At 61.5% G+C, this 12,208-nt stretch carries 14 protein-coding genes; 10 read left to right on the top strand and 4 right to left on the bottom strand.

Going from position 1 to position 12,208, the window contains the following annotated elements:
* Nucleotides 1–13 precede the first annotated feature (13 nt).
* The 4 genes from QQK16_RS20515 to tssJ form a co-directional block, all read right to left on the bottom strand.
* Nucleotides 14–1,276: a DotU family type VI secretion system protein gene (locus QQK16_RS20515; protein WP_284198363.1), complete on the bottom strand. Its 1,263-nt coding sequence runs from the start codon at nucleotides 1,274–1,276 to the stop codon at nucleotides 14–16.
* A gap of 49 nt (nucleotides 1,277–1,325) precedes the next feature.
* Nucleotides 1,326–1,910 (bottom strand): Rap1a/Tai family immunity protein, encoded by a 585-nt coding sequence (locus QQK16_RS20510; RefSeq protein ID WP_284198362.1) that lies wholly within the window; start codon nucleotides 1,908–1,910, stop codon nucleotides 1,326–1,328.
* A 61-nt stretch (nucleotides 1,911–1,971) separates the two neighbouring features.
* Nucleotides 1,972–3,294 carry a type VI secretion system baseplate subunit TssK gene (gene tssK, locus QQK16_RS20505; protein WP_284198361.1) on the bottom strand — a complete coding sequence of 441 codons (1,323 nt, stop codon included), beginning with the start codon at nucleotides 3,292–3,294 and terminating at the stop codon, nucleotides 1,972–1,974.
* 37 nt (nucleotides 3,295–3,331) lie between these two features.
* Nucleotides 3,332–3,940 carry a type VI secretion system lipoprotein TssJ gene (gene tssJ, locus QQK16_RS20500; protein ID WP_284198360.1) on the bottom strand — a complete coding sequence of 203 codons (609 nt, stop codon included), beginning with the start codon at nucleotides 3,938–3,940 and terminating at the stop codon, nucleotides 3,332–3,334.
* A gap of 321 nt (nucleotides 3,941–4,261) precedes the next feature.
* Between tssJ and tssA the strand changes: the two genes are divergently transcribed.
* From tssA to QQK16_RS20450, 10 genes are all read left to right on the top strand, one after another.
* Nucleotides 4,262–5,275: a type VI secretion system protein TssA gene (gene tssA / locus QQK16_RS20495; RefSeq protein WP_284198359.1), complete on the top strand. Its 1,014-nt coding sequence runs from the start codon at nucleotides 4,262–4,264 to the stop codon at nucleotides 5,273–5,275.
* Between the two features lie 58 nt (nucleotides 5,276–5,333).
* On the top strand, nucleotides 5,334–5,864 hold the full coding sequence (tssB, locus tag QQK16_RS20490) for a type VI secretion system contractile sheath small subunit (RefSeq protein ID WP_284198358.1): 531 nt from the start codon (nucleotides 5,334–5,336) through the stop codon (nucleotides 5,862–5,864).
* Nucleotides 5,865–5,882: 18 nt separating this feature from the next.
* Complete coding sequence (gene tssC, locus QQK16_RS20485) at nucleotides 5,883–7,382, top strand: type VI secretion system contractile sheath large subunit (RefSeq protein ID WP_284198357.1); 1,500 nt, start codon at nucleotides 5,883–5,885, stop codon at nucleotides 7,380–7,382.
* A gap of 368 nt (nucleotides 7,383–7,750) precedes the next feature.
* Nucleotides 7,751–8,314 carry a hypothetical protein gene (locus QQK16_RS20480; RefSeq protein WP_284198356.1) on the top strand — a complete coding sequence of 188 codons (564 nt, stop codon included), beginning with the start codon at nucleotides 7,751–7,753 and terminating at the stop codon, nucleotides 8,312–8,314.
* Nucleotides 8,315–8,327: 13 nt separating this feature from the next.
* Nucleotides 8,328–8,789, top strand: coding sequence for a hypothetical protein (locus QQK16_RS20475; RefSeq protein ID WP_284198355.1), 462 nt, complete (start codon nucleotides 8,328–8,330; stop codon nucleotides 8,787–8,789).
* A 100-nt stretch (nucleotides 8,790–8,889) separates the two neighbouring features.
* Complete coding sequence (locus tag QQK16_RS20470) at nucleotides 8,890–9,378, top strand: Hcp family type VI secretion system effector (protein ID WP_284198354.1); 489 nt, start codon at nucleotides 8,890–8,892, stop codon at nucleotides 9,376–9,378.
* 158 nt (nucleotides 9,379–9,536) lie between these two features.
* Nucleotides 9,537–10,343, top strand: a complete 807-nt coding sequence (locus tag QQK16_RS20465; protein ID WP_284198353.1) for a type VI secretion system accessory protein TagJ — start codon at nucleotides 9,537–9,539, stop codon at nucleotides 10,341–10,343.
* A gap of 2 nt (nucleotides 10,344–10,345) precedes the next feature.
* Entirely contained in the window at nucleotides 10,346–11,008 is a 663-nt protein-coding gene (locus QQK16_RS20460) for a hypothetical protein (RefSeq protein WP_284198352.1), read from the top strand.
* A 2-nt stretch (nucleotides 11,009–11,010) separates the two neighbouring features.
* Nucleotides 11,011–11,343, top strand: coding sequence for a hypothetical protein (locus QQK16_RS20455; protein WP_284198351.1), 333 nt, complete (start codon nucleotides 11,011–11,013; stop codon nucleotides 11,341–11,343).
* Complete coding sequence (locus QQK16_RS20450) at nucleotides 11,340–12,032, top strand: hypothetical protein (RefSeq protein ID WP_284198350.1); 693 nt, start codon at nucleotides 11,340–11,342, stop codon at nucleotides 12,030–12,032. The genes QQK16_RS20455 and QQK16_RS20450 overlap by 4 nt, the downstream gene beginning before the upstream one ends.
* Nucleotides 12,033–12,208 lie beyond the last annotated feature (176 nt).

The following is a 12,208-nucleotide window of genomic DNA, read 5'->3' as shown; positions in this document are numbered from 1 at the left end:
AGGGTGGCCAGACTTATTTACTGACGAACAAGGTGATTTCAACGCGGCGGTTGCGCGCGCGATTGGCCGCCGAATCATTGGCGGCGACAGGTTCGCTGTCGGAGCGACCATCCACCATCAGGCGGTCGGCCGGCAGGGTATCTGCCAGCAGGTCACGCACTGCTTCTGCCCGGGCGCGGGACAGATGCCAGTTGGACGGATACTGCATGGAGCGTACCGGTTGGTTGTCGGTGTGGCCGCTGACCAGCACCTGGCCCTTGACCTTCTGCAGCTCGGCCGCAATGCGGGCCAGCACCGGCAGATAGGCCTGGGTGACATCCGCACTACCCGACTCGAACAGGCCGTCGCCGCGTATGGTCACCACCGAGCGGTTCTCGTGGTCGGCCACCGATACCAGGCCTTCGTTGATTTCCTTCTGCAAGAAGGCGGCCAGTCGTGGCGCCGCTGCCGGCTTATCCAGCAACTGGTTGGCCACCCGGGCGCGCAGGCTCTGGATATCGCCAAACACCGGGTCGGAATTGCGGTTGAGACTGAGCGACAGGCCCATATAGAGCAGCGCCAGCACCAGGCCCGCAGTCGAGGCGGCCACCCACAGGGGGATGACAAAACGGGTGGATTTGTTGACCGACACCTCGCCCTGCCAGTTGGCGGACAAATCACGCTCAGCCGCCGGGCGCTGCTGCCGCAGCATCTCAACCAGACGGCGACGCAGCAGATCCAATTGCGCAGCGCCACCTTCCACCACCCGGTAACGGCCTTCAAAGCCGATGCACAGGCACAGGTACATCAGTTCCAGCAGGTCGCGGTTACCTACCGGGTTCTCACCCAACTTGGCCAGCAGTTGGTAAAACTTCTCGCCGCCCCAGGTCTCGTTGTGAAAAGTCACCAGCAGGCTGTGCTTGGCCCAAACACCCATGCCGCCCCAGGGCGTATCGGCCGCGACCTCATCCAGCAAGGTACACAGCACATAGCGGCCGGCAATTACCTGCTCATGGCGCAAGCCGGCAGCACGGGCGGCATCCTCAAAGGCCCGCACCCGTTCCACCAGGTATTCACGCAGGCCTGCAGGGTTGGGGTGATGCGCAGTCTTACGCAGTTGCCCAGCCAGATAGAGCAAGGGGTTGGCGCAGGCCACCAGCGGATTGAGGCCGGAATAGACCGGCTCGCTCTGCACATCGTCAAAGTCGTCGTGAAAGCCTGTCAACGGCCCGCTGGCGGGCTGAGACGGCGTTTGCCCACCGGGGGTGGGCTTGAGTAGATTGAAATCGGCGTCCATGGGGTTCTTCACCAGGTTGTAACCCTTGCGTCAGCGCAAGGGCAAAGCATCAGGTAGTGCGCTTGCAGGGGAAGCGTTCCTTGGCAACATTGCCAACGGCAGCAGCGGCGCTGCTGTCACGCTGCTTGATACGGCGTAGCGAACGCACGATCTCGGCATGCACCTCGGCGGTAGCCACACCAGGGCGGCCAGTGCACCAGTTCACACCCTCGCCGCTATCGAGCACGCCAGACAGATAGATATCCGCCTGATCCTTGGCCAGACGTATGGTCGTCGTCGAAGGACCATCCGGCGGCGGCGTCATGCCATTGCCATCAGCAAAGTCCAGCAAACGAGCCACCGAAACCCGGAAAGTACCTATAGGCGCATACCGGTTGTAGGCAGTCGAACCCGGCTTGCTCTTGGCTTCGGCTTTATTGGCCTCAGCCTTGTCTGCCTTCTTTGCATCCACCTTCTTCGCGTCCACTTTGTTCACATCGGCCTTTTTTGCCTCGACGGCCTTCGCCGGCTTGGCGGTCTTGCTGGCAGGCGTCGCAGCTGGCTGCGGTGTGGCTGCCGGCGTGGTCGCTGGTGCGGCGCTAAGGGGCAGGGCCAGCCATGCCAGTACCAAGCCCGCTGCAGTGCGCAATTTCATTCGGTTCATCTCATCACCTATGGGAGACCAGTCGGCTATCCGTCCGGGTCGTGCTAATCGGCTACTGGCGTATGGCCCATAGCGCCAGTTCAAGACCGGGGAACTCACCGGCCAGGTGCAGGGCCACGCCACCAGAGGGCTCAAGCTGGCCCCAGAGTTCGTGGTTACGATCCAATTCGAAATAGTGATAGCCCGCGTGGTAAGGCACCTGCCGTGGTGCCACTGGCAAGGAGTGCAGACCTATGCCAGGCAGTTGCAGGTTGACCAGGTCGCGTATCTTGTCGATAGGGCCGATCTTGATCTGGCTGGGCAGGCGCTGCCGCAGCACCTCGGTCGGCATCTGACCACGGGCGGCCAGCACAAAGGTGGCTTCCCGGTACAGCGCCGAATCGGGGGTGATCGCCACCCGCACGCCATACTTGCGGTCCTGCAGCTCGATGGCGACGGCGCTTTGATCCATCACCATGGCTAGCGCCCGGCGCAACTCGTCCATCAGCGGCGTCAGGGTGGCATCCAGATTGTCCGGATCGTAAGCCGGGAAAGTCGCAGGCAAGCGATCCTCCCTGGCGAAGATGGCCAGATCCCCCGCCATCAAGAGGCCCAGTTGGTGGAAATCTGCCGGATGCCCTGCCGGCATGGCCACCTGTTGGGCCAAGCAGGGTGCATAGCGGTTCAAGGTCTGCAGCAGCAGGTATTCCGCCACCTCGGCCACGCTGCCACGGCCAGGCGCCGCAATACGGGCTGCCATGGCGCTGGCGCGCTGGCGCAGCAAACCCAGGATCTCGCGTGGGTAACCCTCAACCCTCGGGTGAGCCTGGCAGGCCAGCAGAGGGGGCAGGAACTGTTCGTCAAGCTTCACTTCGCCGCTCGGAAGGCGCTCTTGAACCCGGGCAACGGCCAGGCCGGTAATATTACCAACCAGGTCTCTTTCCATCACAAGGCGGCTGTTGAGACGGCCAAGCAACAGCTCAACAGGCTTGCCCAAGGCAGTGTTGTCTTCTACCTCGGCCACCTGCGCCACATACCGGGCCATGGCTGCTTGTGCCGGGTCCAGCTCATGGCTGGGGTGGCTGTCGCTCGCCAGCGGCATGGCCAGGAAAACCCGCTCGTTGCGGGCATCCGCCGGTATCTCCAGCGCAGGCGGCAAGGCATCCTCGCCGCCACAATCGAGCGGTGAACCATCACGGAAGCGCCCATTGGCGCGGCTCAGCGCCAGCTTGCCCAAGGCCAGCTGCGATTCGTCCAGGCGTAGCTGGCGGAACCCCCAATACCAGTCCTGCATCGTGGTGGCGGCCACCAGACGCTCAAAATGGCGCTCCTGTTGCTGGAAATGCTGGGGTTGCAGAAACAACCCCTCGCTCCACATCACGCGATTGTGCTTCAAGATCAAAATCCGTTTCTAAGACAGCGACTTATGCTATTCAAGGGGTTCGCTTCAGGCGCTTCATCAAGGACTGTTTCGCCTTGTCCTTGGCGGCCTGGGCAGCGTCATCAGCGGCCGACTTGACCGCCTCCTCACCCTTTTCCTTGAGCTTGGCTTCCAGCTTGGTCAACTCGCCACTGCCATCTGCCTTGCGCAAGGTCACCTGCCGGTCGCTGACCTCCACGATCAGCGGCAAGACCTTGTCGCCCTGGCTGACATCCAGCGTGCCACGCCATTGTGAATTCTCGATATCACGGAAGGCCGCAATCAGCGCCAGATAACGTGCCTCGGGGGCAATGGGGCGCTCCAGCCGCTGTTGCATGCCAGGCACCAGAGCGATCTCCTCGACCGCCACCAGCTCGCTACCCAGGGCCTCTGCCGGCCGCTCGTACAGACTGAAGAAGTCGGCAGCCTGGAAGGTTGCCAACGATTTGAGATGGAACAGCTTGACCACCACCGGCGAGGAACGACCGCTGGCATCGGGATTGACCTTGGGTGCCGCGTAGAGCAGGCCATCCATGGCGATGGGCTTGCTGGCACAGGCCGAAAGCAGCAAAGCCAAGCCCAGCGCCGCCCACAGACGCGCATGCAACGTAATAGATTTCATCAATTTCCCCCTAAGGCCCAGCCTCAAACGGGCAGGTGCCTGTACCCTAGGCAGACCTGCCGTGCCCGGGCATGGAATACAAAACAGCAAAACCTGGCGATCAGGATCAGTTTTCAATGATACCTAGGTTCGCCGCATAACCGGAAGTTGGGTGGCAAAATGACATAAACATCAAAAACAAGTCAACACAATGATTAGATTAGAGAATCGTTATCGATTGATGGTGAAAAATGCCATTTGAGTTCGATAGTAAATTCCAATAGCATCGCCACCCACAAGAACCATGCCTTTGCGGTCAAAAAACCCGCAAGGAGGAAAAGTATGTCACACATCGATCTCGCAGCCCTGCTTGCGCCGGTAGCTGATGCGCAGCCCTGCGGCGACAACCTCGAATACAGCGCAGAATTCCTCGCCCTGGAAGCCATGGCGGGCGGCACGCCCGAGCAGCAGTTTGGCGACACCATCATTGCTGCCGTGGCGCCCGACTGGCTCGCCGTCGCCCGGCAAGCCCAGGAGATGCTGGCCCGTAGCAAGGATTTGCGCATCGCCGGCTTCCTGGTCCGCGCTGCCACCCGCAACAGCGGCCTGCAAGGCCTGGCCCAAGGCCTATCGCTGGTAGCCGATCTGCTGGCCCAGTACTGGCCTGACCTGCACCCCGAACTGGAAGACGGCGACGCCACCATGCGCGTCAACGCCCTGTCGGTGCTGGCCAGCGCCGAGTGCTTGCAGGCTGACGTGCGCCAATCGGTCTACTTGGAAGTGCGTGGCCTCAGCAGCTGCCTGGTGCGCGACGCCGAAATCACCCTGAGCGGCCGGGCCGAGCGCGAAGGTGGCCTGCAGGAGGCCGACCTGATGCGCCTGGTTCAGGCCGACCCGGCACAGGCGCAGGCAGTGGCCGAGCTGCTGACGCAGATTCTCGCCTCGCTCGCCGTCATCACCAGCCAGCTGGACGACAACGCCCCCTACCACGGCCTGGACTTTCAACCTATGCGCCGCCTGCTGCAGGCCCTGCAGCTGCCGCTGAAGGCCGTGACCGGCGATTCCGCACCGGCTACCGAAGAGACAGCCGAAGGCAACATCCAGCCAACCGAAGGGGCGCCGGTCAGCCACGCACCCGCCGGACAATGGCCCCAATCTGTCAACAGCCGCCAGGAAGCCGCACGGCTGGTGGAGTTGGCATGCAGTTACTTTGAACGTCATGAGCCCGGACACCCAGCTCCGCTGCTATTGCGGCGCGGCCAAAAGCTGATGACAATGGATTTCCTGGAAATCATGCGCGAACTTGCCCCTGAAGGTCTGGGCCAGATCGAGATGGTTGCCGGGCTTAACCGCTAAACGGTCATTGCAGGCCGAAACGCAAATCTCTACCCACCTCAGCTAGCAAGGACCCCTCATGGCTAAAAGTGATAGCGGACAAAAATTCATTGCCCGTAACCGCGCACCGCGCGTACAGATCGAATACGACGTTGAAGTCTACGGCGCCGAAAAGAAGGTGCAGTTGCCCTTCGTGATGGGCGTGCTGTCCGACCTCTCCGGCAAGTCCGAAGTGGACCAAGGCTCGCTGGCCGACCGCAAGTTCATGGAGATCGACGTCGACAACTTCGACTCGCGCATGAAGTCGCTCCGCCCCCGCGCCGTTTTCAGCGTACCCAACGCCCTCACCGGCGAAGGCAACCTCAGCATTGACGTCAGCTTCGAGAGCATGGACGACTTCTCGCCGGCCGCCATTGCCCGCCAGATCGAACCGCTGCGCAAGCTGCTGGAAGCCCGCCAGCAACTGGCCAACCTGCTGACCTATATGGACGGCAAGACCGGCGCCGAGTCGCTGATCGCCAAGTTGCTGCAAGACCCGGCCCTGCTGGCCAGCCTGTCCAGCAGCCCCAAGGCCGAAGCCGCCGATACGGCCGCCACCGTTGCCGAATAAGCCAGGGAGCATGATTGCATGACCACCGAATTACAGGATTTCGCCAAATCCGGCCCGCAACACGAAGAGCAGAATGATTTCTACCAGCTGCTGCAAAAAGAGTTTCGTCCCAAGACCGACGAAGCCCGCAGCGCCGTGGAGCAGGCTGTCCACACCCTGGCCAAGCAGGTACTGAGCGACACCAACCTGATCAGCGACGACGCTTTCAAGTCCATCGAAGCCATCATTGGCCAGCTGGATCGCAAGCTGTCCGAACAGCTCAACCTGATCATTCACCACGCCGACTTCCAGCAGCTGGAATCGGCCTGGCGCGGCCTGCATTACCTCATTACCAACACCGAGACCGACGAGATGCTCAAGGTCAAGGTGTTCAACGTCGCCAAGACCGATCTGCATCGCACCCTGCGCCGCTTCAAGGGCACCAACTGGGATCAAAGCCCGTTCTTCAAGCGTGTTTACGAAGAAGAATACGGCCAGTTCGGCGGTGAACCGTTTGGCTGCATGGTGGGTGACTACTTCTTCGACCACAGCCCCGTCGATGTCGAGCTTCTGCGCGAGATCTCGCGTACTGCCGCCGCTTCGCACTGCCCCTTCATTACCGGTGCAGCACCCTCGGTGATGCAGATGGAATCGTGGCAGGAACTGGCCAACCCGCGTGATCTGACCAAGATTTTCCAGACCCCGGAATACGCCGCCTGGCGCTCGCTACGTGAATCGGAAGACGCCCGCTACCTGGGCCTGGCCATGCCGCGCTTCCTGGCCCGCCTGCCCTACGGTGTCAACACCAACCCGGTGGACGAGTTCGATTTCGAGGAAGACACCGCAGGCGCCGCCCACGAGCGCTTCGGCTGGGCCAACTCGGCCTATGCCATGGCCGTCAACATCAACCGCTCGTTCAAGCAGTACGGCTGGTGTACCCGTATACGCGGCGTGGAATCGGGTGGCGCGGTAGAGAACCTGCCTTGCCATACCTTCCCCACCGACGACGGTGGCGTGGACCTGAAGTGCCCGACCGAAATCGCCATTTCGGACCGCCGCGAAGCCGAGCTGGCCAAGAACGGCTTCATGCCGCTGCTGCATCGCAAGAACTCGGATCTGGCCGCCTTTATCGGCGCACAGTCGCTGCAAAAGCCGACCGAGTACATGGACGCCGATGCCAGCGCCAACGCCCAGCTGGCTGCCCGTCTGCCTTACCTGTTTGCCGTCTGCCGCTTTGCCCACTACCTCAAGTGCATCGTGCGCGACAAGATCGGTTCGTTCACCAGCCGCGACGAAATGCAGCGCTGGCTCAACGAATGGATATTGCACTACGTCGATGGCGATCCTTCCAACTCGTCCGAATCGGTCAAGGCTGAAAAGCCCCTGGCTGCGGCCGAAGTCCATCTGGAAGAAATCGCGGACAACCCAGGCTACTACGCTGCCAAGTTCTTCCTGCGCCCGCATTACCAGCTGGAAGGCCTGACCGTGTCGTTGCGCTTGGTGTCCAAGCTGCCATCGGCCAAGGAAGGCGGCGGCTAGTACTCACACGCGGGCAAACGGTGGGCCCAGCCCGCCGTTGCCCCACTCATGCAGTAGCAGTAAATGCAGTGCAAAACGTCAGATTGCGCGCAGCAATTATGACAATATCATTAAATGATAATGCATCCGTATTGAGATGCAGGAGGAAATCGGATGGCGCTTGCCAAGGCAGCCCTTCGCCTATACCCGACCACCCCTGGTGCAGTGCTGCTGTTTCCAGCGCCTGCCTGCCGGAAGGCCCGGTCCGTAGACGTGACACCTCCGATAAAGGGCTGGCAGGGCAATTTTCCTGCCCGCAATCAAAGCACTGTGGCATGGCTTAGCCGCAACTTAAACACTTCATTGCACCAGCCTTCTGGACGGTCGCAATGCGCTCAAGTGAAATGACAATGTCATTATTTACCTTTATACGCTCGCAGCAAGTACTAAGGTATGCGGGTCTCGCTTTGGTTTTCGCAGCTGCATCAGCATGCCCAACGGTTGGCTTCACTCCCCTGCCTATTGGTCAAGGCTCAACTGCCGATCAATACGTCGGTCACGGTAGGCATCTCGAAGTGCTGTTTACCCACGAAGGCCAAGCAGGCGAGGTCGATGTCTTTCCCGAGCCACCACTCGTGATCAAGCAACGTAAGGATGGGAAGCAATGCAAGATCGAAGAGGGCGGCATCTGGGTAAGGAAGTCGGTCTTTCTGGACGCGAGCGAACAGCACCTGCTGGTACACGAGTACAGCGGCTCCAACGACAGCTTGGTGATCTACCGCACCAGTGATTGCAAGACGATCAAGACCTTTGATGTCAGTGGGCTGCGCTGGCAAGTGGAAGGCTCCCAGCTGGTTACGGGCAAAGCATGCAGCGCGGATAGCCTTGCCAGTTGCAAGACCAAGCGCAGGGTGCCGCTGAACACCGTTAGCAAAAGCACATCACCACAATAAGTAAGAGAGAAACATGGCTGATAAATGCATCGTCGACGCATGCCGTGCAGTCTGGGAGCAATCCTTTACAGCAGGCGTGCTCAACAAGAACAACTGCTCTGGTTTCGTCAAAGCTGTCGCAGCCGAGCTAGGCATACACCTGCCCAATACCCAGGCTGATGGCATTGCCGACTATCTGGATCGCAACTGGACAAAGCTTGCCAGCCCTGCCGAAGCGCTTACCCGTGCCGGCCAAGGCTATCTCGTCTTGGCTTGCCTCAAGGCAGGCGAGCACCAGCCAGTCAAATCCAATGGCCACGTAGTCGTCATCGTGCAAGGCCCCGTGTATCGCAACAAATACCCTCGCTGCTGGGGCGGCAGCATCGGCGGTGCGCAGAGCGCCGGCACCCGTTCAGTAGGAGAAGTATGGAACAACCGCGATCGTGACCAGGTTCGCTACTACGCATGGAACACGGCAATTTGTAACGCAGGTTAAAAAGGCAGTACCCCATCCAGTATCCCACTGGTATAGCAGCACCGTACCGGGGAGACGTTCTGCGCCCCGCGCGCAAATTCTAAGCAAGGAGAAGCAGTAAATGGCAATTGATATGTTCCTGAAAATCGACGGCATCGAAGGCGAATCGGCTGACGACAAGCATGCCAACGAAATCGAACTGATTTCCTTCAACTGGGGCATGTCGCAAGCCTCCAGCATGCACGCCGGTACCGGTGGCGGCCAAGGCAAGGTGTCGGTTGACGACCTGTCCTTCGTCCACTTCCTGGACAAGGCCAGCCCCATCCTGATCCAGACCTGTATGTCCGGTAAGCACATCCCCAAGGCTGTGCTGACCGCCCGCAAGGCCGGTGAAAAGCCCCTCGACTACCTGAAGATCACCATGACCGACGTGCTGGTCAGCTCGGTGAGCCCTTCGGGCAGCAACGGCGGCGGCCAATCCGTGATGGAAGCCGTTGGCCTGTCCTTCTCCAAGGTCAAGGTCGAGTACCAGCCACAAGGCGCCGATGGTAGCGCCAAGGGTGGCGCCGTGGTGTCCGAGTGGGACATCAAGGCTAACAAGAAGGTGTAAGTCCCTGTCAGGCATCCTGAGCCAAGGGCGCTTCCCCAGGGAGTGCGTCTCGTGGCCCAGGGTACCGGACAGATCGAAGTAGCTGGGCCGCAAGGCCCAAGGCAATGGTCGGCCCTGTCGCCGGCCATTGCCGTTCCCTTCCGCAAATGAGATTCGCAATGAGTTTATCGAGCAATGCCGAAACCCTGATCCGGGAGAATCGCCCGTCAGAAGCACTGGAAGCCCTGCAGGCAGAGGTACGCACCTCTCCGGCCAAACCGGAGCCACGCGTTTTCCTGTTTCAGTTGCTGGCCGTGCTGGGAGACTGGACCCGGGCCCAGACGCAACTCGATACCCTGGCCAAGCTCTATGATGACTACGCCACCTTCGCCCAGCTGTATCGGCAGGTGCTGATTGCCGAGCGCAACCGTGCCGATGTCTTCGCCGGCAAGGCCACCCCCATCGTCATCGGCGAACCCGCCCCCTGGCTGGCGCAACTGATCGAAGCCCAGCAGCGCGATGCCGCCGCCCAGCACGCCGCCGCCGCCATACTGCGCCAGCAAGCACTGGCCGATGCGCCGACCTGTGCAGGCCAGATCAACGAACAACCCTTCAGCTGGCTGGCCGATGCCGACAGCCGCCTGGGCCCTGTGCTGGAAGCCCATGTCAACGGCCAGTACCGCTGGATACCCTTCGACAAACTGAACAGCATCACCGTGCAAGCGCCAGAATCGCTGGTCGACCTGGTGTGGGTAAAGGCCGAACTGGAACTGGCAGGCGGCCAGCAGACGCCAGCGCTGATACCCGTGCGCTATCCCGGCACCCCCGCCATGGGCGGCGCGCTGGCCATGTCGCGCGCCACCCAATGGTTGCAGCCGCACACCGATACCTGGGTGGGCCTGGGTCAGCGCGAGTTCACCTGCGACACCGCAGAATTCGCCCTGCTCGACGTACGGCAAATCCGTTTCGACCCGGTGGCAGAGTAACCATGGCCGGCCAGCGCACACCCGGCCCCCAGGGTACCAGCAGCAGCATGGTGCCCCTGGAGCGGGGTATCGCCCAACGCATCCAGCCCGCCATGGCAGGCGCGCTGGGCGTTCGCGCTGGTTCGCAGGGCAATGTGCAACTGGCCTGGGCCTCGCAAAAGGGCTTCTATGTCCACCAGCGGGCCACCTTTCTGGTCATAGGCCGACACCTGCCGCAGGACGAACGCGCCATACTGGCCCATGCCCATGTCGCCGCCGATGCCAAGGTGTACCAGGGGCTGGATTCCACCCACAGGCATGCCATGCGGCGCCCCCGGCAAACCACCGATGAAGCCCAGGCCGAAGCCAATCGCTTTGTGCGGGCGCAATACCAGCGGGCATGGAACGCCCCCGATCGCAAGACCGCCTTGTTCGAGTTCGGGCTGGCACTGCATACCATCCAGGACTCCACCTCGCCCTCGCATAGCGGCTTTCAGCTATGGACAGGCGAAGAGACCTTTGGCGAAGAAGTCGGCCATGTCCACAAGGAAATGATCAACCCAGGCGACGACAGCCAGCTCTACCTTGCCACCAAGACCGCCTGGGAGTGGTTTGTCGCCAAGCGCCTGCCCGCCGGCAATCTCTTCATCTTTGGCTGCGATGGCTGCAGCACCGGCTTGGGCTAGCCATGGCGCCACACGCCCTCCCCCGCCCGCACCCACCAGCCTGGCTGGCGGCGGCACTGCTGTGTGCCCCGGCCATGGCCAGCGGCAATATCAACGTCATGTTCTGGCTGGCCGGCGCCGTGCTCACCCTGCTGCTGAGCATAGGCGTGCTGATCTTCACCCTAAAACGCCATCGCCTGGTTTTCCTGACGCTGCATGTGCTGCTGCTCATGCTCATTTGGTACCTGGCCATGGGCGCACGCGGCGCCTCGCACGACCTGATAGGGGGGCTGCTCACCGTCGCACCGCTGGCACTGTGTGGCGCCTGGCTAGGCTTACAGAGGGCAAGCCGATGAGCCGCCCTTTGCCCTTGCCATCCCTAGCCATGCTCGCCCTGCTGTGGCTCGCCCTGATCGCGCTGCCCAGCCAGGCCGACGAGGGCCGGCTGTTTGAGGACTACGACAGTTTCTACAGCCAGCTGCACACCCAGCCACCACCGCTGACCTTGCTGGGCCCGCTATCGCCCCCCAACGGCAAGCACGCGGTCTGGACGCGAGATACCCCGCTGGGCAAACTGGCCATAGGCAGCAAGGGCCAGTACCAGTTGAACCGGCACGCACTGGCCATCAGCCGGCTTAGCGTAGGCGGCCCCCAGGCCGATCTGAGCAAGCTCGACCTTGCCACGGCCGATGTCTACCAACTGGGCGCGCAGCATATCTGCGTCGAGAGCGCCACCAGCCTTCTCGGCGCCTCCGGCAGCTTGCAGCGCTGGCGCTACATAGTCGTGCTGGACGACATGGGGCGGGACAGCTTCGCCGTTTTCTCACTGTTCGGCTCCTGCCATGCCATCAGCGATCTCGACGGCGATGGCAAGCTGGACCTCATCGTTGTCAGCGCCGACGGCGAATACTTCCAGGCCCAGGCCAAGGCCCGCCACGGTGGGCAGTTGCGCACCCTGGCACTGGACGCTTGGCAATTGATACCCGAAGCACCCGACAACCCGTATGTCTTCCGGGCCAGCCCGCTGACAGACCCGTTTAATTAAGCACACCGTTAAAACCGATAACCCCATACGTGCCGCCAGCAACACTAGGCCCACAGCATGAATACCCAGGGATAGTCCGCATGTTCGATCATCGCAATGTCCGCCTCACCACCCCGCTCGGCCCCGAAGCCCTCATCTTCCGCCGCCTGGACGGCCACGAAGCACTCGGACAGATC

The organism is Chitinimonas prasina (genome assembly GCF_030160395.1).
Taxonomy (GTDB): Bacteria; Pseudomonadota; Gammaproteobacteria; order Burkholderiales; family Chitinimonadaceae; genus Chitinimonas; species Chitinimonas prasina.
This window is presented reverse-complemented; position numbering and strand designations above follow the sequence as displayed.

Bases quoted from the DNA above. Each gene is read 5' to 3' on its own strand.
- QQK16_RS20515 (WP_284198363.1), bottom strand. From the start codon at position 1,276: ATGGACGCCGATTTCAATCTACTCAAGCCCACCCCCGGTGGGCAAACG.
- QQK16_RS20510 (WP_284198362.1), bottom strand. From the start codon at position 1,910: ATGAAATTGCGCACTGCAGCGGGCTTGGTACTGGCATGGCTGGCCCTG.
- tssJ (WP_284198360.1), bottom strand. From the start codon at position 3,940: ATGAAATCTATTACGTTGCATGCGCGTCTGTGGGCGGCGCTGGGCTTG.
- tssA (WP_284198359.1), top strand. From the start codon at position 4,262: ATGTCACACATCGATCTCGCAGCCCTGCTTGCGCCGGTAGCTGATGCG.
- tssB (WP_284198358.1), top strand. From the start codon at position 5,334: ATGGCTAAAAGTGATAGCGGACAAAAATTCATTGCCCGTAACCGCGCA.
- tssC (WP_284198357.1), top strand. From the start codon at position 5,883: ATGACCACCGAATTACAGGATTTCGCCAAATCCGGCCCGCAACACGAA.
- QQK16_RS20480 (WP_284198356.1), top strand. From the start codon at position 7,751: ATGCGCTCAAGTGAAATGACAATGTCATTATTTACCTTTATACGCTCG.
- QQK16_RS20475 (WP_284198355.1), top strand. From the start codon at position 8,328: ATGGCTGATAAATGCATCGTCGACGCATGCCGTGCAGTCTGGGAGCAA.
- QQK16_RS20470 (WP_284198354.1), top strand. From the start codon at position 8,890: ATGGCAATTGATATGTTCCTGAAAATCGACGGCATCGAAGGCGAATCG.
- QQK16_RS20465 (WP_284198353.1), top strand. From the start codon at position 9,537: ATGAGTTTATCGAGCAATGCCGAAACCCTGATCCGGGAGAATCGCCCG.
- QQK16_RS20460 (WP_284198352.1), top strand. From the start codon at position 10,346: ATGGCCGGCCAGCGCACACCCGGCCCCCAGGGTACCAGCAGCAGCATG.
- QQK16_RS20455 (WP_284198351.1), top strand. From the start codon at position 11,011: ATGGCGCCACACGCCCTCCCCCGCCCGCACCCACCAGCCTGGCTGGCG.
- QQK16_RS20450 (WP_284198350.1), top strand. From the start codon at position 11,340: ATGAGCCGCCCTTTGCCCTTGCCATCCCTAGCCATGCTCGCCCTGCTG.